The 22,515-nt window shown below is 72.4% G+C and carries 18 protein-coding genes and 1 tRNA gene; 8 read left to right on the forward strand and 11 right to left on the reverse strand.

The features are described from left to right. Positions 1 to 37 precede the first annotated feature (37 nt). Complete coding sequence (locus ACWCP6_RS13825; RefSeq protein WP_450932617.1) at positions 38 to 1,306, forward strand: serine hydrolase domain-containing protein; 1,269 nt, start codon at positions 38 to 40, stop codon at positions 1,304 to 1,306. Between the two features lie 29 nt (positions 1,307 to 1,335). Here the strand turns inward: ACWCP6_RS13825 and ACWCP6_RS13830 are convergent, their stop codons facing one another. Together ACWCP6_RS13830 and ACWCP6_RS13835 are read right to left on the reverse strand one after the other, a co-directional pair. Continuing rightward, positions 1,336 to 1,815 carry an iron chaperone gene (locus tag ACWCP6_RS13830; protein ID WP_450932618.1) on the reverse strand — a complete coding sequence of 160 codons (480 nt, stop codon included), beginning with the start codon at positions 1,813 to 1,815 and terminating at the stop codon, positions 1,336 to 1,338. Positions 1,816 to 2,036: 221 nt separating this feature from the next. Beyond that, positions 2,037 to 2,492 carry a carboxymuconolactone decarboxylase family protein gene (locus ACWCP6_RS13835; protein WP_450932817.1) on the reverse strand — a complete coding sequence of 152 codons (456 nt, stop codon included), beginning with the start codon at positions 2,490 to 2,492 and terminating at the stop codon, positions 2,037 to 2,039. 202 nt (positions 2,493 to 2,694) lie between these two features. Here ACWCP6_RS13835 and ACWCP6_RS13840 point away from each other — a divergent pair, with 202 nt between their 5' ends. Further along, a complete protein-coding gene (locus ACWCP6_RS13840; protein WP_450932619.1) occupies positions 2,695 to 5,151 on the forward strand; it encodes a helix-turn-helix domain-containing protein in 2,457 nt (818 codons plus the stop codon). 248 nt (positions 5,152 to 5,399) lie between these two features. On the opposite strand, the gene ACWCP6_RS13845 is transcribed toward ACWCP6_RS13840, so the two are convergent. The 6 genes from ACWCP6_RS13845 to ACWCP6_RS13870 form a co-directional block, all read right to left on the reverse strand. After that, positions 5,400 to 6,182 carry an ABC transporter permease gene (locus tag ACWCP6_RS13845; protein ID WP_450932620.1) on the reverse strand — a complete coding sequence of 261 codons (783 nt, stop codon included), beginning with the start codon at positions 6,180 to 6,182 and terminating at the stop codon, positions 5,400 to 5,402. Further along, a complete protein-coding gene (locus ACWCP6_RS13850) occupies positions 6,179 to 7,183 on the reverse strand; it encodes an ATP-binding cassette domain-containing protein (RefSeq protein ID WP_450932818.1) in 1,005 nt (334 codons plus the stop codon). The genes ACWCP6_RS13845 and ACWCP6_RS13850 overlap by 4 nt, the downstream gene beginning before the upstream one ends. An 82-nt stretch (positions 7,184 to 7,265) precedes the next feature. Continuing rightward, positions 7,266 to 8,111, reverse strand: a complete 846-nt coding sequence (locus ACWCP6_RS13855) for a DUF4097 family beta strand repeat-containing protein (RefSeq protein WP_450932621.1) — start codon at positions 8,109 to 8,111, stop codon at positions 7,266 to 7,268. Positions 8,112 to 8,192: 81 nt separating this feature from the next. Continuing rightward, complete coding sequence (locus ACWCP6_RS13860; protein WP_450932622.1) at positions 8,193 to 8,711, reverse strand: toxin-antitoxin system HicB family antitoxin; 519 nt, start codon at positions 8,709 to 8,711, stop codon at positions 8,193 to 8,195. Positions 8,712 to 9,269: 558 nt separating this feature from the next. Next, positions 9,270 to 9,354: transfer RNA gene (locus tag ACWCP6_RS13865), tRNA-Leu, on the reverse strand. Between the two features lie 292 nt (positions 9,355 to 9,646). Beyond that, positions 9,647 to 11,218: an aldehyde dehydrogenase family protein gene (locus tag ACWCP6_RS13870; RefSeq protein WP_450932623.1), complete on the reverse strand. Its 1,572-nt coding sequence runs from the start codon at positions 11,216 to 11,218 to the stop codon at positions 9,647 to 9,649. A gap of 363 nt (positions 11,219 to 11,581) precedes the next feature. On the opposite strand from ACWCP6_RS13870, the gene ACWCP6_RS13875 reads away from it, so the two are divergent. Continuing rightward, entirely contained in the window at positions 11,582 to 12,925 is a 1,344-nt protein-coding gene (locus tag ACWCP6_RS13875; RefSeq protein WP_450932624.1) for a low temperature requirement protein A, read from the forward strand. Positions 12,926 to 13,138: 213 nt separating this feature from the next. Continuing rightward, positions 13,139 to 14,002 carry a formate dehydrogenase accessory sulfurtransferase FdhD gene (fdhD, locus tag ACWCP6_RS13880; RefSeq protein ID WP_450932625.1) on the forward strand — a complete coding sequence of 288 codons (864 nt, stop codon included), beginning with the start codon at positions 13,139 to 13,141 and terminating at the stop codon, positions 14,000 to 14,002. 212 nt (positions 14,003 to 14,214) lie between these two features. Here the strand turns inward: fdhD and ACWCP6_RS13885 are convergent, their stop codons facing one another. Next, positions 14,215 to 14,718: a MarR family winged helix-turn-helix transcriptional regulator gene (locus ACWCP6_RS13885; protein WP_450932626.1), complete on the reverse strand. Its 504-nt coding sequence runs from the start codon at positions 14,716 to 14,718 to the stop codon at positions 14,215 to 14,217. A gap of 126 nt (positions 14,719 to 14,844) precedes the next feature. On the opposite strand from ACWCP6_RS13885, the gene ACWCP6_RS13890 reads away from it, so the two are divergent. The 3 genes from ACWCP6_RS13890 (at position 14,845) to ACWCP6_RS13900 (ending at position 19,425) form a co-directional block, all read left to right on the forward strand. Continuing rightward, positions 14,845 to 15,762, forward strand: a complete 918-nt coding sequence (locus ACWCP6_RS13890; protein WP_450932627.1) for a quinone oxidoreductase family protein — start codon at positions 14,845 to 14,847, stop codon at positions 15,760 to 15,762. A gap of 400 nt (positions 15,763 to 16,162) precedes the next feature. After that, a complete protein-coding gene (locus tag ACWCP6_RS13895; protein WP_450932628.1) occupies positions 16,163 to 18,094 on the forward strand; it encodes a LamG-like jellyroll fold domain-containing protein in 1,932 nt (643 codons plus the stop codon). A gap of 89 nt (positions 18,095 to 18,183) precedes the next feature. Then, entirely contained in the window at positions 18,184 to 19,425 is a 1,242-nt protein-coding gene (locus tag ACWCP6_RS13900; RefSeq protein ID WP_450932629.1) for a hypothetical protein, read from the forward strand. Here the strand turns inward: ACWCP6_RS13900 and ACWCP6_RS13905 are convergent. After that, entirely contained in the window at positions 19,361 to 20,428 is a 1,068-nt protein-coding gene (locus tag ACWCP6_RS13905; protein ID WP_450932630.1) for a bile acid:sodium symporter family protein, read from the reverse strand. The genes ACWCP6_RS13900 and ACWCP6_RS13905 overlap by 65 nt on opposite strands. A 115-nt stretch (positions 20,429 to 20,543) precedes the next feature. Between ACWCP6_RS13905 and ACWCP6_RS13910 the strand changes: the two genes are divergently transcribed. Further along, the gene (locus ACWCP6_RS13910) at positions 20,544 to 21,431 is read left to right on the forward strand and encodes a LysR substrate-binding domain-containing protein (protein WP_450932631.1); all 888 of its coding nucleotides are present in this window, start codon (positions 20,544 to 20,546) and stop codon (positions 21,429 to 21,431) included. Positions 21,432 to 21,462: 31 nt separating this feature from the next. Here ACWCP6_RS13910 and ACWCP6_RS13915 read toward each other — a convergent pair whose 3' ends face one another. Beyond that, the gene (locus ACWCP6_RS13915) at positions 21,463 to 22,440 is read right to left on the reverse strand and encodes an Lrp/AsnC family transcriptional regulator (protein ID WP_450932632.1); all 978 of its coding nucleotides are present in this window, start codon (positions 22,438 to 22,440) and stop codon (positions 21,463 to 21,465) included. Positions 22,441 to 22,515: the final 75 nt, after the last annotated feature.

Raw genomic sequence — 22,515 nt, forward strand, 5'->3', positions numbered from 1 at the left:
GACTGAAGAGGTCAACAGCACCGAGGGGGAGGACCGAGTGACAGTGCCGACCAACACCACCAGCAGGAATACATGGAGGGTCCGCCGTGTCGCGGTGGCTGCCGTGCTGGCGGGTGCCACCGCGGGCGCGGTGACCGTCCCCGGCATCGCCGGAGCGTCGGCCGCCGCTGCCCGGCACACCCCGGGCGGGGGTTACACCACGGCCGACCTGCACAGCGACCTCGCCGCCGTACGGAAGGCAGGCGGCGGGGACGTCAACGTCCTGGCCCGGGTCGACTCCGCCGACGGGCAGGTCGTCCAGGCGCGCATCGGCACCGCGGCGGCCGGCTCCGAGGATCCGGTGCCCTGGAACTCCCGGTTCCGGGTCGCCAGCACGACCAAGACCTTCACCGCGACCGTCGTCCTCCAACTGGCCGCCGAGAAAAAGCTGTCGTTGGACGACACGGTGGAGCACTGGCTTCCGGGCGTGGTCACGGGCAACGGAAACGACGGCGGGCGCATCACCGTACGGGACCTGCTCCGTCAGACCAGCGGCGTCTTCGACTACACCGACGACCCCGACCTCCAGGAGAAGCTGACCCGGCACTTCGACGAGATCCGCTACGACGCCACCCCGGCCGCCGACCTCGTTGCCATCGCCATGAAGCACCGGCCGCTGTTCGTGCCCGCCGCCGGCGGCCCCGTTCGCTGGGCCTACTCCAACACCAACTACCTTCTCGCCCAGATGATCGCCGAGAGGGCGAGCGGGCTCGGCTGGCGCGAACTCGTGGAACACCAGGTGATCGCGAAGCTGGGCCTGCGCGACACCGACGTCCCCGGACTCGACCCGTTCCTCACCGGGCCGCACGCCAGGGTGTACCTGAGGGCCCCTGCCGGTTCTCGCGTGGACATGACCGACCACAGCCTCCAGCACACCGCCGACTCCGGCGTCGTCAGCACCACCGCGGATCTGAACACCTTCTTCCGCGCGCTGGCGGAGGGCAGGCTGCTGCCGGCCGAGCAGTGGCGCCAGATGCGCCGGACCGTGCCGCGCACGGACGATCCGGAGGACGTCGAGGAACAGCCCAAGGGAACATACGGCCTCGGCCTCCGGAAGATCCTGCTGTCCTGCGGCGGCTCCTACTACACGCATGAGGGCGACGGGCTCGGCGTCTACACCCGCCCGGCCGTCACCGCCGACGGCCGGCGAGCCGTGACGGTCTCGATCACCACGACGTCCGCCCCGGCCGACCTCCCGACACTCAACAGGGCGACCGGTGCACTCATCGACCACGCCCTGTGCGCCGCCCCGTCCGGCCACGGCTGACCCCGCGGTCGGCCTCCTGTGAGGGGACCTCAGTGCACCGCGTTCCGCACGAGCGTGCCGATCCTCGCCTCGTCGGCGGCGGTCAGTTCCTTCAGCGCATAGGAAGTCGGCCACATCGCGCCTTCGTCGAGGTTCGCCTGGTCGCTGAAGCCGAGCGTGGCGTACCTCGACTTGAACTTCTGCGCGCTCTGGAAGAAGCAGACGACCTTGCCGTCCTTGGCGTAGGCGGGCATCCCGTACCAGAGCTTCGGTGCGAGGTCCGGCGCACTGGCCTTGACGACGGCGTGGAGCCGTTCGGCCATGGTCCGGTCCGATTCCTGCATCTCGGCGATCTTCGCGAGCACCGCGGCCTCGTCCTCCGCGGCCTTGTCGGCGCGCGATCCGCGGCGCGCGGACGGCTTCAGTTCCCGGGCGCGCTCCTTCATCGCGGCTCGCTCCTCGTCCGTGAATCCCTCGGACGTCCCGTCGGTCACGGTGGTGCCCTTGGCGGACTTCTGTGCGGGCTTCATGGCGGATTTCCTCCCGGTATACGTCTTGAACGGATACATCCTCATGCTGGAGACGCGCCGCGGCGACGGCTTCTCCGAAAGCTCGGGGACACGGGGTTGTCCCGCGGCACGGAGCCGAGGAGCCGGCCCTGGCCGACGGGCCCGGCAGACGGCAGCGGCCGACGACCCCGAGCAGCGACCCCGGCCGGCGGATCCGTGCCCGCCGGCCCAGGCCGGTCGCGTCATCCCCACGCGCCGGCGATCTGGCGGGTCGTGGCGTTGAGCCGGTTGAACAGATTGGTGACGCCGATCATCAGGACGATCGCGGCCAGCTGCTTCTCGTCGAAGTACGTGGCGGCCGTGTCCCAGACTTCGTCGCTCACCGGGTCGGGACGGTCGGCCAGCCGCGTCGCGGCCTCGGCCAGCGCGAGGGCCGCCCGCTGCTCCTCGGTGAAGTACGGGGTCTCCCTCCAGGCGGCGACCGTGGCCAGCTGTTCGTCGCTCGCCCCTGCCTTCCGGGCCGTCTTGGCGCCGCCGTCGACACAGGCACTGCAGCCGTTGATCTGGCTCACCCGCAGATGCACCAGCTCCAGCGTCTGCCGGTCCACGCCGCCGGAGTGTGCCGCCTTGATGAGCGCCTGGATGGGCTGCATCGCGTCGGACAGTACGACGGCGGGGTTCTGCATACGGGACTGCATGTCGGTCATCTCCTCTTCCGGGCCGGTGCCCCGTTCCGTCGGGGCGTGACTCCATAACAGCCCGGTCGGCGTGCCACGGCCATGGCGATGGGACACCGTGGGACAGCTGAAAGTGCCTTGACCAGCGTCGACTTGGCTCGGGAGACTTCTGTCGGAACGGGACGGGAAGGCCGGGGGACGGCGGCCGCGCAACGGGGGGACGGTGGACGTGCAGGAACGGACGGCGAAGGACGACCCGCAACACGAGCTGGCGGCCCGGCTGCGCCTGCTGCAGGAACTCTCCGGACTCGGTGTACGGGCCCTCGCCCGGGACACCGGCCTGAGCTCTTCCTCGCTGTCGCGCTATCTCAACGGGCAGACCGTGCCGCCCTGGCCCGCCGTCGTCGCCCTCTGCCGTCTCGTCAAGCGCGATCCCCGCCCCCTGCGGCCTTTGTGGGAACGGACCTCGAACCCTCTGCCGGCGCCTCCGAAGAGCAGCCGCCAGGTCCAGCCGCTGCCCCGCAACGATCTGCCGCGCGACGTGCCCGACTTCACCGGGCGCGAGGAGCGGCTCGCCGCCGTGTTCGCCGCGATCGACAGCCATCGGGCGGTCTCCGTCGACGGCATGGCGGGCGTCGGCAAGACCTGTCTTGCGGTGCACGCCGCGCACCGGCTCGCCGCCGACTTCCCGGATGCGCAGCTCTATGTGGACCTGCACGGGTTCACCGAGGGGCGGCCCCCGCTCGACCCCGACGCGGCGCTGCGGATGCTGCTCGCAGCGCTCGACGTCCCGTCGGAGAGGGTGCCGCAGGAAGGGATCGAGCAACTGGCCGCCTGTTGGCGGTCGGAACTGGCCCGTCGACGGGTCGTCGTGGTCCTCGACAACGCCGCCGACACCGAACAGGTCCGCCCCCTCCTGCCCGGCGCCGGTGAATCCGTTGCCCTGATCACGAGCCGCAACCGGCTCATCGGCCTGGACGAGGTGCCCCCGGTCTCCCTCGACGTGCTGAGCCCGCAGGAGAGCGCCGAGCTGCTGGCCCGTGCCAGCGGCGACCTCGGCGGCCCCGACGGCAGGCTGGCCGGCGATCCGGAGTCCGCCGCCGAGGTGCTGCGGCTGTGCGGCCATCTGCCGCTGGCCCTACGGCTGGCCGCGGCACGCCTGCGGCACCGGCCGGGCTGGACCGTGGGCATCCTCGTCGAGCGGCTGGCTCAGGGCGCGAGCGAGTTCGACACCGCGTTCGCCATGTCGGTCCGGCAGCTCAACCGGTCCCAGGCCCGTCTGTTCCGGATGCTGGGGCTGCTGCCCGGGGCGTCGTTCGACGAGTACGTGGTGGCGGCGCTGGCGGATGTGCCGCTGCGCAGCGCGCAGACGATGCTGGAGGACCTGCTCGACGCGCACCTGGTCCAGCAGCCGACGGCGGGCCGCTACCGGCTGCACGACCTGGTGCACCAGCATGCTCGCCGGGCCGCGGCGGAACAGGACTCGGCGGCCGAGCGGGAGCGGGCATTGGGCCGGGTGCTCGACTACTACGTGCACGCGGCGGCCGCGGCCGACGCCGCGATGCCGTTCCTGACGCAGGGCCGGGCGGCCTCCGCGGGCCGGCCACCGGCAGAACTGCCGCGATTCGGGGACAAGAACGCGGCCCTCGGCTGGCTCGTCACGGAGTACGGAAACCTGATGGCCGCCTTCGAGACGGCGGCCGCGCTGGGGGCCGACGCGCACGTGTGCGAGCTGCCGCGCTTCCTGCGGGCCTACTTCGCGCGGCGTTGCGGCACGACGCACCTGAACGTCCTCTTCGAGCGGTCCCTAGCCGCCGCCGAGCGCCTTGGCGATCCGCTGCAACTGGCCGAGGCGCACAGCGATCTGGGGTTCGCGCGTTACAACGCGGGCCGGATGGCGGATGCCGCCGCCGCGTACGAGGCGGCCGGGCACCGGGTGTCCCAAACGGGGGACACCCGGACGGAAGCCGAGCTGGCTCTGCGCCGCGGCTATCTGAGCTGGGACGCGGGGCACGTCGAGGAGCCGCTCGAGCTGTTCCGGCTGGCGGGGAAGCTGTACGAGAAGGCCGGCTGCCCGGCGGGCGCGGCCCACGCGGCCGCGTCGGAGGCCTGGACGATGCTGCAGCTGGGACATCGTGAGGCGGCGGCGCGGCGGGCCCGGGAGGTGCTGGGCATCCCGCACACCGACCCCGCATGGCCGCCCACCCTGACGGCCCGGATCACGCTCGGCGTGGCCATCGCCCGTGAGGAACCCGACGAGGCGACGGAGCACCTGCATCAGGCGCTGGCTGTGGCCCGCGACGACGGACACCTTCACAACCAGGCGTGGTGTCTCAACTGCCTGGGCGTCGCACTGCGGCAGATGGGCCGGTACGAGGAGGCGCTGGCCGGCCACCGGGAGGCGTTCGCGCTGCTCGACGAGCTCTTCGAGGAACACTGGAAAATCCATTTCCTCAACGGCTACGCCGAGACCTGCCGGCTCGCCGGCCTCCCCGAGGAGGCCCTGCGACTGCACCGGCAGGCGCTGGAGCTGGCCGCGGGGCTGGGAAACCGGTACGAGGAAGCGCTGGCCCACGAAGGTATCGCGATCGTGCTCGCCGGGACGGATCCGGCCGGGGCCGCCGAGCATCGTGCGGCGGGGCAGTCCGTCCTGCGGGAACTCGGCCCCGGGGCTCACTGACCGACGGTGCGCGGCGCTTGGCCGAAGAGAGACGGTGGCATCAGAGATGCGCCGCGACCCTCCGCACCACAGTCGGCCGCTGACAGCCTTCTGGAGCTGCTCGACCGCGCGGCGACCGCTCACCGCCGGCCGGATCCGGGCAAGACGCAGGGCCCTCTGCCGGAACACCGCGAGCAGAGGGCCCTGCGTGCATCGAGCCATCCACCCCGGTGTGCGTACGGGATCAACCGAGGTGGAAGGACGGGCTGTCAGCGCTTGGTGGTGCTGTTGAACAGCGAGCGCGACCAGATGTAGCCGACCAGGGCGATACCGGCGCACCAGGCGAGCGAGATCCAGCCGTTGTTGCCGATCTCCGAGCCGGAGAGCAGGCCGCGCAGCGTCTCGGTCATCGGCGTGAACGGTTGGTTCTCGGCGAACCAGCGCAGGCCCGGCGACATCGAGCCGGCCGGCACGAACGCGGAGCCGAGGAACGGCAGGAACTGGATCAGCAACGGCTTGTTGCTCGCGGACTCCACGGTCTTGGAGATCAGACCGAGGGCCACCGACAGCCAGGTCACCGCGAACGCGATGGCCGCGAGGAGGCCGGCGGCGGCAAGCCACTCGAGCGGGCTCGCGTCCGACCGGAACCCGACCGCGAGGGCGACGCCCACGACCAGGACCATGCACACCATCGTCTGGATGACGCTGCCGATGACATGACCGGTCATGAACGACGAACGCGTGATGTTCATGGTGCGGAAACGGTTGATGATGCCCTCGGTCATGTCGGAGCAGACCGCGATCGAGGTCGACATCGAGCCGGCGGCCACCCCCATGACGATGATGCCGGGGGTGAGGTAGTTCACGTACGCGTCCCGGCTGCCGCCGATTCCGGCACCGATCGAGTCCCCGAAGGCGTACACGAACAGCAGCAGCATCAGGATCGGCATCATGGCGCTGCCGAACCCCACGGCCGGATAGCGGATCGCGTGCTTCAGGTTGCGCCGCAGCATCGTCATCGAGTCGTGCACGGCGTAGGTGAGGGTGCTCATCGAAGGGTCTCCTTGACGTGAAGCGGGGTGCGGGTGCCGGCTTCGGCGGTGCCGTGGCCGGTCAGTGCGAGGAACACGTCGTCGAGGTCGGGGGTGTGCACGGAGAAGTCGGCGGCCCGGACGCCGGCGGCGTCGAGCCGGTCGAGCACGGCGCGCAGCGCGTCGAGGCCGCCGTCACCCGCCACGCGCAGGGCGAGGTTCTCGTCGTCCCGGGCAGCGCCGGGAAAAGCGGCTGCCGCGCGCTCGTACTCGGCGGAGTCGGTGAACCGCAGCCGTACGTGGCTGCCGGGAATCTGCGCCTTGAGTTCGTCGGCCGTGCCCTGGGCGACGATCCGGCCGCCGTCGAGCACGGCGATCCGGTCGGCCAACTGGTCGGCCTCCTCCAGGTACTGGGTGGTGAGGAAGACGGTGGTGCCGCCCGCGACCAGCGAGCGCACCGTGTCCCACATGGTGCGGCGGCTGCGCGGATCGAGCCCGGTCGTCGGCTCGTCCAGGAAGATCACCTGGGGGTCGCCCACCAGCGTCATGGCGATGTCGAGTCGGCGCCGCATACCACCGGAGAAGGTCGCGGCCCGCTTGTGCGCGACGTCCGCGATGTCGAACCGCTGGAGCAACTCCCGGGTGCGGGAGCGGCCTTCACGCTTGCCGAGGCGCAGCAGGTCGGCCATGAGGAGCAGGTTCTCCTCGGCGGTGAGCAGGTCGTCGAGCGCGGCGAACTGCCCGGTGACGCCGATCGCGGCGCGGACCCCGTCCGGTGACGTGGCGACATCGTGGCCCGCGACCTGGGCCTGCCCGCCGTCGGCGGCGATGAGCGTGGACAGGATCTGCACGGTGGTGGTCTTGCCGGCACCGTTGGGCCCGAGCAGCGCGAACACGGAACCGGCCGGGATGTGCAGATCGATGCCGTCGAGCACGGTCTTGTCGCCGTACGACTTGCGCAGGCCGAGGGTGGATACGGCGGTGGGCGACTGCGGACCGTCACCCTTCCTGGGCGTGGGCATGACAGAAGAGGGCATGGAGCTCTCCCGTTCGAATCGAAAGGGTGAAGTGACTGGTGAGGGGGCGAGACGGTGGGGCCGGTGGTCAGGCCCGGGCGCGGCGCACGTCGATGTTGCCGTAGCGGGTCCGGGCGCGGACCTCGACGGTGTCCTCGGTCTTCTCCGGGGTCTCGGAGGCGGCGAGCGTGTTGCGCACCTGCCCGAGGCCGGAGCTGACGTCGAGCCAGGCGGCGGTGCCCTCGCGGATACCGACCTCGATGGCGCCGTGGGCGGTCTCCAACTGGACGGTGCCGCGAGCGACTTCGGCGACGCGCAGGGTGCCGTGGGCGGTGGTGGCGACGACCGAGCTCTCGGCGCACGCGATGTCGATGTCGCCGTTGGCGCCGCTCACCCGCAGGTCGCCCGTCGCGGTGCCGACGGTCGTGGTGCCGTGCGAGTTCTTCAGGACGGCGGGGCCGTCGACGGTGCCGACGCGCAGGCTGCCGGAGCTGGTGGTGATCTCGGCCATGCCCTCGACCCGGTCGACGGTGATCGAGCCGTGGGAGGCGGTCAGCTGGAGCGGCCCGGTCGTGTCGAGGCGGACGTCACCGGACGAGGTCTTCACACGAACCTCCCCGAGCCGGCCCTCTCCGAGCACCTGGGCCCAGGAGCCGTTCACGTCGACGTGCGAGCCCGTGGGCAGTTCGACCGTCACGTCGACGGTGCCGGTGCGCCCCACGAGATAGCGCTGCTTGGGCGTCCTGATGGTCAGGACGCCGCTCGCGTACGTGACCTCGGTCTGGTCGGCCGACCGCACGTCCTGGTCCCGCTTCGGGTCGCGGGGCCGCACCTCGACGACCGTGTCGAGGCGGTCGCCCGCGGTGAACCGGATGGAACCTGCGTACACATGGGCGGTGGTCGCAATCGGTTCGGGAGTGTCGAAAGAAGGCATGGCTGTACCGTCCTCATGAGCCGTTGGGTCGTCCCCACTGGTGGGACGTGGTGTGTGTGAAGTGGTGCGGGGCGGGCGCGGCTAGCGCACCCAGCCCGTGAAGCTCTGTCCGATGGTGCGGGTCTTCTCCGTCGTACGCGGCCGCGTGCCGCCGTCGACCGCGGCCGACACGGCCCGCACCAGCCACGCGTTGACCGACAGGCCCTCGCGGCTCGCGGCCTCCTCGGCGCGCGCCTTGAGGTGGGCCGGCAGACGCAGATTGACGCGTGCGGTGCCGCCCTCGTCACCGTCGGCGGGCGCCTGCGCCTTGGGCGGTTCGACGGGCGCAACGGCCGCTTCCGCGGGACCGCCGCCGGCGGGCGGCGGCGTCACCACGAAGTCGGGGTCCAGCCCGCGCAGCCGTACGTCGACCGAGCCGGGGGCGAGCTCGCGGGTGATCTCGTCCATCGCGGCGGAGAGCACATTGAGCATGGTCAGACGGGTCGCCGACTCCAGAGGAGCGGTGAGCCGCTCGGCCAGCTCGCGGGCATCTTCCCCACCGGCTTCGGCGGCCACCGCGAGTTCGCGGCGCAGAGTGTCGACATACGGCGTGAGGTCCATAACGCCATCATGGCACCATCATGGCGCCACACGCAAGCCCGGGTGGCACACCACGGGGGCCTGGCGTGGGCGAAACCGCCCTGACCTGGGAAAAGGCGCAGGGGGCGACCTGTGCCATCGTGGCACCGCGCGTGCTCACGCGCTTTTGGAGGCGCGAAATGGCGCCGAGTGGCACCGGATGGCATCACCCGGCGCCATGTGACGCCACGGTGACGCCACAAGAGGGTGGGCCGGCCCGGGGTCGGTGTCGCGTTCAGCCAAGGTGAAGCCGCCTCGGGTGGGCTCGACTCGGCGACAGACCGCGAGGACCGATTACTGGCGGCCTGTGGGCTCGCCTGGGCGATACCCCCACCGGTGCACCCCTGTTCGCCACAGCCCGAGGGCGACGCGGGCGCTGCCGCTACCTCAAGGGCGCCGGCCTGTAGCTGCGCGCCATGGCAGCCGACCGCTCGGCGAGCTCCGCAGAGGCAAGCCCCTCGGGACCGACGCCGGCACGAAAACACAACGAGGACCGCGACCGTAAGGTCGAGGCCCTCGCATCCGTATCACTACGGTGAGTGTCCGAGGGGGGACTTGAACCCCCACGCCCGATAAAGGGCACTAGCACCTCAAGCTAGCGCGTCTGCCATTCCGCCACCCGGACTAGGTGTCTGTCGCCGGTCGGGGCGCTTGCCCCGCGGCGACATGGACAACAATACCAAGGTTTCGGAGTGCCTTTCACCTGCGTATTCGCCGGGCATTGGAGGCATGGGGCCGGGGCGGGTCGCGCCTGGCGCGGCTTCACCGAGAGCGATGGATCCGTCACTCGGCCGGGGCTGTGGTGGCGGGTGGGGCTGGGCGGGACGGGTACAGGGGGTGCCGGCCCCGGGAGGGGGGTGGGCTGCGCTCTCCCGGGGCCGCGCGAGCGGCGACGGTGCAGCCGGGCCGGGGGTCGGTCAGGGCATCAGGTGGTAGTCGGGGAAGTTGCCCGGGAGCCGTTCGCCGTCCGGGCCCTGGGTGACCGCCCGTACAAGGAGGTCGCCGCCGACGAAGGCGCCCCGCCAGGATCCGCCGAAGCCGCCGAAGAGCTCTTCGCGGTCGCCGCGGGAGCGCGGCTTGCCGTGGCCGACCTTGAAGGCGCGGATCTGCGGGGCGAGGCGGGCGTAGGTGGCTGGGTCGTCCGTGGAGAGGGTGGCGACGAGGGCACCGTTGGACGCGTTCATGGCGGCGAGCAGCTCGGCCTCGGTGTCGACGAGGACGATCGTGTCGACCGGGCCGAATGGCTCGGCGTGGTGCAGCGGGGAGGACGGGGGCGGGCTCAGGAGGGTGACCGGGTGGGCGTAGGCCGATGTGTCCTGGCCGGGCAGGAAGCGTGCGTCGGCCAGTGAGCCTCGGTGCAGGGGCACCGCGCCCCGTTCCACGGCCTCGGCGACCTGGTCGGTGAGTTCCTTCGCCTTGGCCGCGTTGATCAGGGGGCCGAAGTCGAGTTCGGGGCAGGGGTCGTCGGGGTGCTCGACCGCGAACGGGTGGCCGACGCGCACCGTGCGCACGGCGGGGAGGTAGGCGGCGAGGAACTCGTCGAACAGGCTGCGCTGGACGACGAAGCGCGGGTACGCGGTGCAGCGCTGCTTGCCGTAGTCGAAGAGCTTGGGGATGACCGCGGCCAGGCCCGCCCAGTCGGTGTGGTTCCAGATCCCCCAGGTGTTGAGCCCCTCCTGTTCGAGGATGTGCCGCTTGCCGAGGTCGGCCACGGCGGTGGCGATGCGGGCTCCGGTGTCGCGGCCGCCGACGAACGACACACAGCCGATCTCGGGTGCGCGGACGAGCGCCTCGGAGAGTTCGGAGCCGCTGCCGCTGACGAGGGTGATGGGAATCCCTTCACGTGCGGCGAGCGCGCAGGCCAGGCTGAGGCAGGAGACACCGCCGTCGGTCGGCGTCTTGGCGATGACCGCGTTCCCTGCCAGTGCCTGCACCAGCATGGCGTGCACGAGCACGCTCATCGGGTAGTTCCAGCTCGCGATGTTCGACACGGGTCCGTCCAGCGGCACACGGTCGCCCAGCATCTCCCCGATGCCGTCGACGTACCAGTGCACGCCGTCGATGGCGCGGTCCACGTCCGCCTGGGCGAGCCGCCAGGGCTTGCCGATCTCCCAGGCGAGAAGGAGCGCCAGCAGTTCACGGTGTTCGGTGAGGGCGTCGAGGGTGGCGGCGACGCGGGCGCGCCGTTCGGCCAGGGGGACGTGCCGCCAGGCTCGGTGCTGGTCGAGCGCGGCGCGTACGGCGCTCTGTGCCGTCTGCCCGTCCAGGCGGGGCGGGCCGGCGATGGGGCCGGCGTCGACGGGACTGGTGGCGGGCAGTGCCCGGCCGTCCGCCTGCCAGGTGGCGTTCCACAGATTGAGGACGCGGTCGTCGCGGAAGGCCTCGGGCGCGACGGTGAGGCAGCGCCGCCAGGCGTCGGACCAAGCCGTTCCGGACTTCAGCACGTAGGACTTGGGGGTCGGGGGCTCGGGGGTGAGGGTGGGTGCCATCGGATGTCTCCGCTCTCGGTGCACAGTCGGGGGCGGGGGGTATGGCCCGTACGGGTTCTGCGGTCCTCCGCGTAAGGGGCGACTTGCCCTGCGTACATCCGGGGCGGGTACCCCGTTGCGCGCAGAGGGCGACCACCCCTGTGGGTGTGAGGGGCGCCTACCGGTACGTAGGGAGGACCGTAGTGAGACCGCCCCGTCTGCGACAGCGCGCTCACATCAACTATGAGTGACGTCACGTCTTCTCCGGGTCATCGCGGAAGCGGGTCCGAGGGGTGCGCCCCGGGCGGAGTGGAGTGGACAGCCGGGCCGTGGCCTGCTGTTGTGGCGCCGGCGACATCCGTTCACACGTCGGGGGATCAGGGCATGACGGAGCAACAGGCAGCGGCTCGGCCGGACGAGGCGAGGGAGGCCGGGGAAGGCAGCGATACCGGGGACCTCGGGCCCGCCGAGGACGTGAAGGTCTCCGGGGGCGTGAGGGCCTCCGGGGACGCGGGCGTCGGGCAGGAGGCGGAACAGGCCGAACGGCGCGTTTCCACGCTGGAGCTGTTCTTCGACCTGGTCTTCGTCTTCACCGTCACCCAGCTGACGGTGCTGCTCACCGGCGACCTGTCGTTCGCGACGGCGGGCCGCGTGGTGCTCATCTTCACCGTGCTGTTCTGGATGTACGGGGCCTACGCGTATCTCACCAACCAGGTGCCGCCCGACCGGCCGTCCCGACGGTTGCTGCTGATGCTGGGCATGGCCGGGTTCCTGGTGTGCGCGCTGACGATCCCGCGCGCCTTCACGGACGGCGGAGTGGCCTTCGGCCTGGGCTTTCTGCTGGTGGTGCTGGTGCACAGCGCGCTGTACACACGCAGCCACGGCACCGGAGTGATCTGGTACGCGGTGCCCAACTCGCTGGCCGCGTTGGCAGTGACCGCGGCCGGTCTCTTCCACGGGCTGACCGCGGACGGACTGTGGCTGCTGGCGCTGGTCCTGCAGTTCGTCACGCCGTTCCTGGCGCAGCACGGCCCCGGACTCGGAGCGCGGCTCCCGTTGTCGCGCCGGCCGGGGGTCGGCGGCCGGCGTACGAGCGCCGAGGTGCGCACTCGGTTGGGCAGTCTCGACCCGGCCCACTTCGTGGAACGCCACGGCCTGCTGCTGATCATCGCGTTCGGAGAGTCGGTCATCGCCATCGGCATCGGCGTGGGTGAACTGCCGCTCACGGCGAGCCTGTTCGGCGGCTCCTTCCTGGCACTTGCCCTCGCCGGAGCGCTCTGGTGGACGTATTTCGTACGCGACGAGGGCGGCGCCGAGGCGGTGTTCCGGCGTACGCCGCCGGACGGGCGCTGGCGGCTCGCGATGAACGCCTACTACTACGCCTTCCTGCCGATGCTCCTCGGCATCGCCTTCCTCGCCGCGGGTGTGAAGAAGTCGCTCGGGCACCTCGGCGACCATCTCCACACGGGCCCGGCACTCGCCCTCGCCGGAGGGGTCGCACTGTTCCTGGCCGGGGACGTGGCCTTCCGCGCGGTGCTCGGCCTGTCCCCGGTGGGCTACCGGGCGGCAGCGGTCCCGGCGGCGCCGGCGGCCGCGCTGCTGGGCGTCCACCTCGCCGCGCTCGCCGAGCTGCTCGCGCTGGTGGTGGTGCTGGTGGCCATGCTGGCGGCAGAGGCTCGGTGGGCGCCGTGCGGCACATCGGAGCCCGGGCCGGCCCCGGGTCACTGAGGCGGGGATCCGGGCCCCCGCGACGGAGTCGGGAGCACGGGTGCGGGAGCCGGCGCGCGAGCCGGGAACCGGAGCACGGGCACGGGCGTCCGGCCCGGCGCGTGCAGGACAATGAGACCGAGACGGTCACCGCGACCCGGTGGCCCACGGCAACCTCCGCATCAACGGCCGGTTCGGCCGTCCGCACATACAGAAACCGGGACCGAGGACGACATGGGACGAGTCACGGAGCGACGCAAGGTGATCCGGGTCAGGGACGGACAGGTGTCCACCCGGCCGGACACCCTCGTCGCCGAGGAACCCCTGGAGATCAGGCTGAACGGCAAGCCGCTCGCCATCACCATGCGCACCCCCGGTGACGACTTCGCGCTCGCGGCCGGCTTCCTGGTCAGCGAGGGCGTCCTGGGGTCGGCCGACGAGCTGCGGAACATCGTGTACTGCGCCGGGGCCACGGAGGACGGCTCCAACACCTACAACGTCGTCGACGTGCAGCTGGCGCCCGGTGTCGCGGCCCCCGACATCACTCTCGAACGGAACGTGTACACGACCTCGTCGTGCGGGCTCTGCGGCAAGGCCAGCCTGGACGCGGTGCGGACCACGGCCCGCTGGGCCGTCGACGACACGGCGGGCGGCGTCGCTCCCCCGCTCCTGCTGGAGCCCGAGCTGCTGGCGAGCCTGCCGGACCGGCTGCGCGCGGCCCAGCGGGTCTTCGACCGGACCGGCGGCCTCCACGCGGCGGCGCTGTTCTCGCCGGAGGGCGAGCTGCTGGACATCCGGGAGGACGTGGGGCGGCACAACGCCGTGGACAAGCTCGTCGGGCGGGCCCTGCAGGACGGACGGCTGCCGCTGTCGCGGTGCGTACTCCTGGTCTCCGGCCGGGCCTCCTTCGAGCTGGCACAGAAGGCCGTGATGGCGGGCATCCCCGTACTGGCGGCGGTCTCCGCGCCCTCGTCGCTCGCGGTCGACCTCGCGGCGGAGACCGGACTGACCCTCGTCGGGTTCCTGCGCGGCTCCTCCATGAACGTGTACGCGGGCGAGCACCGGGTGGTCCTGCGGGCGGCGGCTGCTCAGGGCTGACCCGCTCCCGAACCACACGGCGACGCCATCACGGTCGACGGGTCCGGCCGTGCGGCGCTTCCCCATGGCACGCACGGAGGCCCCCCAGCGCGGCCCGCAGCCCGCAGCCCGCAGCCCGCAGCCCGCAGCCCGCAGCCCGCAGCCCGCAGCCGACCGTACGGCGACTCCGGCACGGTCGGGCGCGCTCCCCGGCGGCCTCGTCGCGCAGGCCCTCAGCCGCGTACCCCGGACCCGTGCCCGCCGGGCCCATGCCCGCCGTCCCCCCACGCGCCGGAGACCCGTACGCCGGAGACCCGCACCAGCATCTCCATGAACTGCTCCCGCTCGGCGGGCGAGAGCGGCTCCAGCAGTTCGTCGTTGGCGGCGCGCGCCACTTCGGCGCAGCGGGCGGCGGCACGCTCTCCCGCCTCGGTGATGGTGACCGCGTTCTTGCGGCGGTCGGCCGGGTCGGGGGTGCGTACGACGAGTCCGGCGGACTGGAGGTCGTTGAGGACCCCGACCATGTCCTTCGGGTCGAGCGAGACGCTGCGCCCCAGCTCGGCCTGCGCGACCGGGCCGAGGTCGGCGACGGCCGCGAGCACGACGTGGTGCCACAGCTTCATGTCCTCGAGGGCGAGGGCGTCGGCGACCAGGCCGCGCCCTCGTGCCGCGGCGCGGCCGAGGAGCCAGCTGGGGAGGGTGCGGATGCTGCGGGGAGCAGGCGGGTTGGCGGGCATGGTGACAGCGTACCGAAGAATCATTGGACATCCCCATGAATCTCTGAGTATCGTTGGGACCACCAACGTATTGGGGGTCCGTGACGCCACGGGTTCCCTTCGTACTGCCATATCCAGGAGGTGTGGATGCGTCGCATCCGGTATGAGCGTTCGGGCGGCCCGCTGCTGGTCGAGGAGGTCCCCGTGCCGGCTCCCGCGCCGGGCGAACTGCTCGTGCGGACCGAGGCGATCGGAGTGACCCTGCCCGTCGTCCGCAAGGTGCGGGAGGCCGCCGAGCCGATCCGGCTGGGCGGGGAGGTCGCCGGGGAGGTCGTCGCCGTCGGCGAGGGCGTGACGCGGTACCGGGTGGGTGACCGGGTGACCGGCCTGTGCTTCGGACACGGTTACGCCGATGTGGCGCCGCTGAACGAGGCGATGGCGTCGCCCGTGCCGGAGGGCGCGAGCGCCGTCGACGCGGTGGCCCTGGTCCGCAGCGGCCTGGTCGCGCTGGGCGCCCTCGAGGCGGCGCGACCGGTCCCGGGCGAGTCGGCGATCGTGACCGCCGCGGCGAGCGGGGTGGGCCATCTGGCCCTGCAACTGGCCCGGATCCGGGGCGCCGAACGGGTCGTGGGCGCGGTGTCCGCCATCGAGAAGGCGGACTTCGTGCGCGGGCTCGGTGCGGACGACGTCGTCCACTACGGCGCCGAGGACTGGGGCGCCCCCGCGGACTACGTCCTCGACGCGGTCGGTGGCGACCTGCTCACCCCGGCGGTCCGCGCACTGGCCGAGGGCGGGCGCCTGGTCGCGTACAGCTCCGGGGGCGGCACCGTCGAGGCCTACGATCTGCTCGTCGCGGCCAGGTCGGTGATCGGTTTTCAGATGGCCCGGATCGCCAGGGGCGCGCCGGAGACGTACGAGCGGTGGCGGCGGGAGCTGTGGGAGCTGTTCTTCGCCGGTGCGCTCAGGCCGGTGGTCCACGGGGAGTTCGCCCTGACGGACGCGGCGAAGGCCCACGAGGTGATCGAGACGCGGGGCAATCTCGGCAAGGTGATACTGGTGCCGTAGACGGGGCGCCTCCCCCGGTCCCGCCGCTTGCCGGAAGCAGCGGGACCGCCGCCGGACTCCCGCTAGCGACCTGCGGTCTCGTTCCCGGACTCCCCGTATCGGCGCACGGGGTCTCGGCGCGCGCGGTCTCGGCGCGGGTGCCGAGACCCCTCCCGAGGTCCGCGCCGCCCCCTACCGACCCCGGCCCCCCAGGAATCCCGGGCGGATCCGCCGGTTTCGGGAAGGGGCATCGCGGGGGAAGGATCCGCGGGGCGCCGTCCTCCTCCGCGGGACTCGCCTCCGCACGCTCCTTGTGGGGCGCGGCGGCCCCCAAGTAGCGTCTGTGATGCGCATATTGGACGTGGGATGTCCAGATGTCCAGACGCAGTGAAGGGCAGGTCGCACCATGTCGTGTCGCACCGTGTCGTCCAGTCTCCGAGCCCGGCTCAGATCCACAAGGGTGGAATCCCGCGGAATTCCCGGGGCTCCCCCGTCCGTCCCCCGGCCCCGGCGCTTCCTCATCGCCGCACTGACCGCACTCTCCGCCCTCGCCGCCCTCCTCCTCGTCCCGACGACCGGTCACGCCGCCGCTGCCGGAGGCTCGTTCGACCAGCAGGTCCTGTTCAGGGCTTCCCGGGATCCGGGCTACGCGTGCTTCAGGATCCCCGCCGTGGTGCGGACGACATCGGGGACGCTGCTCGCCTTCGCCGAGGGCCGCACCCGCGACTGCAGCGACGCCGGCGACATAGACATCGTCGTGAAACGGTCCACGGACGACGGACTCACCTGGAGCCCGCTGCAGGTGGTCAACGAGGGCGCGGGCGACACGCACGGCAACCCGGCACCGGTCGTCGACCGCAGGACGGGCCGCATCCTCCTCGCGGAGACGTACAACACGGGCCGCACGGACGGACACAACTGCGACATCCCCTGTGACCGCACCCCGCATCTCCAGTACAGCGACGACGACGGCCTCAGCTGGTCGCAGCCGCGCGATCTGAGCGACGAGATCCTGCCGAAGGACTGGAACTCGTGGTACGCGACCGGGCCCGTGCACGGCATTCAGCTCACCCGGGGACGCCACACCGGCCGGCTCGTCCTCGGGGTCAACGCCGAGACGTGGAACGGCAGCCGGGTCACCGCCAACCACGCCGCGCTCGTGGTCAGCGACGACGGCGGCGACCACTGGAGGATCGGCGCGCGGGACAGCTGGCCGATCGCCGACGACGGCACGTTCCGGCAGAAGCCGTCCGAGCTGACCGTGACCGAGCGGATCGACGGGCCGGTCTTCGTCAGCGGCCGTGAACAGGACGGCACCGACCTCGGCCATCGCACCCAGAACGTCAGCCGTGACGGCGGCGACAGCTTCGTCGGACCCTTCCGGGCGGTGCCCGACCTGTACGCGCCGCAGGTGCAGGGCTCCACGCTGCGGCTCGGTCCGCGCATGCTGCTGGCCTGCCCCGGCGATCCCGACCGGCGCCGCACCATGATGATCCGGTCCTCATGGGACGGCGGCCGCACCTGGGACTCCGTGGACCGGGGCACCGTCGTCACCACCGACTGGTCCGGCTACTCGGACATGGTCGCGATCGACCGCGACACCGTGGGGCTGCTCTACGAGGGCGGCGCCGTCGACGCCCGCGACGAGATCCGCTTCGCCCGGTTCACCGAGGACTGGCTGAACACCCCTCACGGCCCCTACCCGACCACCGCGGACCGCGCGCCGGGCGCCCACCGCGCCCTCGTGGTCGGCGGTGTGCGCGAGACGGACGGACGGTCGGGCGGGGCGCTGGAGTTCAACGGCACCGACGCCGCACTGCGCCTGCCGTACCGTCCGAGCCTGCCGCTGGGCACGGAGGACTTCACGGCGTCGCTGTGGTTCCGGTACACGGCGACGAGCGGTGAGCAGCCCCTGCTCTGGATGGGCGGAATAGGCACCACGCAACCTCAGGTGTGGCTGCGCGGCGAGCCCGCGTCGAACCGCATCACCGGGCTGATCACCACGCGCAACGGCGCCGCGGCACCGGCCTCGGCGTCGGTCCGCACGACCGGCGCCTACAACGACGGCGAGTGGCACCACCTGGCGCTGCGCCGCGGCGGGGGCCGGCTCACCCTGTTCGTGGACGGGACGCAGGTGAGCACCGCCGACGTCCCCGGTTCGGTCAGCCGCAACTCGCCGTTCGGCGTGCACATCGGTCAGCGCATGGACGGCCGCGCCTACTTCGCCGGCGCCGTCGACGACGTACGTGTCTACGACCGGGCGCTCGACGACGAGGAGATCACCGGGGACACACTGCCGGACGACGGCACGGTCCTGTGGCTGCCCATGGACCGCATCGGTGGTGGCCGTTAGGCCCCGACCGCCGCGCCCTGGGCGTCCGGGGCGTCCGGGAGAGTCCGGCGCCATGGACCGCGCCGTCGGCCGGCACTAGCCTCCCGGGCGTGTCCCACGACGCCCGAGCACGACGCGGGGCCGCGGCCGGGGCGGGGCTGCTGCTCGCCCTGGTCTGCGCGGCCGTGCTGCTCACCGCCCTCCCGGGCAGGTACCGGGAGGGCGGTTCCGGGTGCACGGCCCGCACCGTCACGTCCTGGTCGGCGGACGCGGACCGCACCGCCGCGTTCGCCCGCTACGGGGACGACCCGGTGCGCGGCGACGACTGGACGGGCGGCGACGGCACGCACTCGGTGCGGCTGCCCGACGGGCGGGTGCTGTGGCTGTTCTCGGACAGCTTCCTCGGGCAGGTGCACGCCCCGCCGGACCCGGCGGGGCGGCCGTACGCATGGCGCGACGCCTCTGCTCCCATGGTGCGCAACGCGGGCGTCGTGATGTCCCGGTCGGGGGCCCTGGAACGTACGCTCCCCGCGCCGCTGTTCCCCGACCCCGCGCCCGGCCGGTGGCGATGGCCGGTCGCCGCGCGTGTGGAGCCCCGCTCCCCCGGCTCGGCCGACCGGGTCGTACGGGTCCTGCTGTGGTCGCGTACGGCGGGCGGGGCCCCGTGGATCTACGGCGAGCCCTCCGCCACCGAGGTCGCCACGCTGTCGCTGCCCGGCCTGCGGCTCGAAGGCATCGCCACCGTCCTCGACCAGCGGTCGGTGCCGGACCCGGCGCGCCGGGTGCTGTTCGGCACGACGGCCGTCGACGCGGGCTCGTGGACGTACGTCTTCGGCGGTGACGACCCGCGGGCCACCGGCCGTCCCGTCTCGCACGCCTACGTGGCGCGCGTCCGGCGCGGCAGGCTCGGCGAGCGGGGTGCCTGGCGGTACTGGGACGGGCGTCGCTGGGCCCGTGCGGCGCGCCCGCGCCCGGTGCTCGGCGACGGCACCCGCACCGGGGTCGGCAGCGCCTTCGGCGTGGTGCGTGACGGCGGGACGTATGTGCTGTTCACGATGGCGGCGGGCACGGCGGGCCTCCGCACCGTCGCCTCGTACTGGGCGTGCTCGCCGACCGGGCCCTGGCACGGGCCCGACCGTGGCTTCGTGGCGCCGCTGCCCGATGGCGGGGCGGGCGCCGCGGCGTACAACCCGCAGGCCCATCCGGCGCTGGGTCGGGGCGGGCGGCTGGTGCTCAGCTACGACGTCAACTGGCTGGACCCGACGCCGGGCGTCGCCCAGGCGCACATCAGCGCGAACGTGGCCCTGTACCGGCCGCGGTTCGTTCGGGTGCGGCTGACTCGGGGAAGGTGAACAGTTCGGGGTCGCGGGCCCGGCGCTTGGCGATGACCGCGCAGACCATCAGCTGCATCTGGTGGAAGAGCATCAGCGGCAGCACGGCCAGTGAGGCCTGCGCGCCGAACAGCACGCTCGCCATGGGCAGTCCGGAAGCCAGTGACTTCTTCGAGCCGGCGAACTGGATCGCGACACGGTCGGCGCGGCCGAAGCCGAGCCGCCGTGCCCCGTACCAGGTGACCGCCAGCATCAGGGCGAGCAGCACCGCCTCCACGCCGAGCAGCGCCCCGAGCCGGGCCGGAGTGACCTGGTGCCAGATGCCCCGCGTCATGCCCTCGCTGAACGCGGTGTAGACGACAAGCAGGATCGAGCCGCGGTCCACCAGGCCCAGCACCTTCTTGTGCCGCACGACGAAATGGCCGATCCAGGGGCGCAGGAGCTGCCCGGCGAGGAACGGCACCAGCAGCTGGAGCACGATCTTCACCAGCGCGTCGGCGGAGAACCCGCCGCCGCCGTTGCCGAGCAGCAGCGCCGCGAGCAGCGGTGTCAGCACGATCCCGGCGAGCGAGGAGAAGGAGCCCGCGCAGATCGCGGCGGGCACGTTGCCGCGTGCGATCGACGTGAACGCGATCGACGACTGGATGGTCGACGGCACGAGCGTCAGGAAGAGGAAGCCGCCGTAGAGGGCGGGCGTGAGGACGTACGGCACGAGGCCGCGCGCGGCGAGGCCGAGCAGCGGGAACACCACGAACGTGCAGGCGAGGACCGTGAGGTGCAGCCGCCAGTGCCTCAGTCCGTCGAGGGCCTCACGAGTCGACAGCCGCGCCCCGTACAGGAAGAACAGGAAGGCGATCGCGGCCGTCGAGGCCCCGGACGCGACATCGGCGGCCATTCCGCGCGCCGGGAACAGGATCGCGAGGATCACCGTCCCCATCAGCGCGAGGATGTACGGGTCCACCGGCATCCAGGACGGCCAGGTGAGGCGGCGGGGTCGGGACGGGGCCCGGAGTCGGCGCTGCATCGCTTCCTTGCTCTCGGTTCAGGTCGTGCCCGGTCCATCCTCCTCCCCGGCGGACCGATCGGGAATCCCGTACACCACACTCACTGTCATCACGTTTCTCGATAGGCTGAGGTCCGTGTACGACCCGTCCCAGTTGCGTACGTTCCTGGCGGTGGCGCAGACCCTGAGCTTCACGCGGGCCGCCCGGCGGCTCGGGCTGCGCCAGTCGACGGTGAGCCAGCATGTGCGGCGTCTGGAGGAGTCGGCGGGCCGGCAGCTGTTCACGCGTGACACGCACACCGTGGAACTCACCGAGGACGGCGAGGCGATGCTCGGCTTCGCGCGCCGCATCCTGGAGGTGCACGAGCAGGCCACGGCCTTCTTCACGGGGACGCGACTGCGGGGGCGCCTGCGTTTCGGCGCGTCGGAGGACTTCGTGCTGACCCGCCTCCCGGAGATCCTGGAGGCCTTTCGGCACGACCATCCGGAGGTCGACCTGGAGCTGACGGTCGAACTGTCCGGGACGCTGCACGAGCAGCTCGCGGCCGGCAGGCTCGACCTCGTGCTCGCCAAGTGCCGCCCCGAGGACCCGCGCGGCGAGACCGTCTGGCACGACAGGCTGGTGTGGATCGGCGCGGAGCGGCTGCGGCTGGACGCCGACCGCCCGGTGCCGCTGATCGTCTATCCGCCGCCCGGGATCACCCGGGCCCTCGCCCTGGAGGCTCTGGAACGGCAGGGACGCCCCTGGCGCATCGCCTGCACCAGCGGCAGCCTGAACGGCCTGATCGCGGCGGCGCGCGCGGGGCTCGGCGTGATGGCCCACTCGCTCGGCGTGATCCCGCCCGGCCTTGTCCGCGTCCCGGACCGGGCGGGCCTGCCGGAGCTCGGCGAGGTCGACTTCGTCCTGGTCCACGGCAGTCGCCGCGCCTCGGCGCAGGAGGCCGCGGACGCCCTGGCGAGGGCGATCCTGACGGCCGGCGACCGGCTGCACCGGGCCGGCGGCGGAACGCCGGCCGACCACTGACGACGCCCCGGCCCGTACTCGCCGGGACCGCTCAGCGCGTCCGTTCCCGGTAGGTCAGCTGCTTGACGCGGCGCAGGAACGGCGCCGTCTCCACGTGCTGCACCCCGTCCAGCGCGCCGAGGCTGACGCTGAGGTACCGGTACAGGTCCGCCGTGTCCCGGCAGACGGCCGTGGCCACCAGGTTGGAGGGGCCGGCGGTCGCCGCCACGAAGGCGATCTCGTGATGGGCGGCGAGCTCCCGGCCCACCCGGTCCAGCGCGGCCGGCCCGGTGGTGATCCAGAGGATCGCTGCGACGGAGCGGCCGACCAGCTCGGACGGGTACTCCACGTCGAGGTACAGCGCTCCGCAGGCGAGCAGCGCCGAGAGGCGCCGCTTGACCGCGGACTCGGAGCGCCCGGTGGCGCGCTGGAGCTCGGGGTAGGTGGCGCGGCCGTCCCGTTCGAGCGCGGCGATCAGCGGCTCGTCCTCGGGCAGCAGCCGGGCCGGCCCCTGCTCGGACGGCGCAGCGGGCCGGAGTGCGGCCACCTCGTCGGGGGTCAGCGCCCCGGTCTTGCCGAGCCAGCCCTGGGGACCCCCGAAGAAGCGGTGCAGCAGTTGGTGCGCCCGGATCTCCACGATCCTCGGGGTGCGCGGCAGCTTGCCGAGCAGCAGCTCGTCGTGTTCGGCGCGGGTGCGGGGCCGGGTCATGCAGACCACTTCGGTGCCGCCGGACATCAGGCCGATCCAGTAGGTGTCGGGACGCTTGGCGAGCGCGTCCGCGATCGCCTCGGCGCTGTCGGGGGCGCAGCGCAGCCGCAGCATCCACTGGTCCACACCGAGTTGTGCGCCGTCGCGCAGGGCGATGACGCGCAGTCCCAGCGCGCAGAGCCTGCGGTAGCGGCGCGCGACGGTCTGGTCGGAGACCCCGAGGACCGAGGCGATACGGCTGAAGGGCGCGCGCCCGTCGGTCTCCAGGGCCTGGAGGAGCCTGGTGTCCAGCTCGTCGACGTCGAGTACGTGGGATTCCACGCGTTGTCACCACTTCTCTGTCGGATTCCGGCGCCCAGGAGGCCGTTTCCGCCGGTCTCGTGCGGCCTTGACCGA

Source organism: Streptomyces sp. NPDC002004 (genome assembly GCF_053593975.1).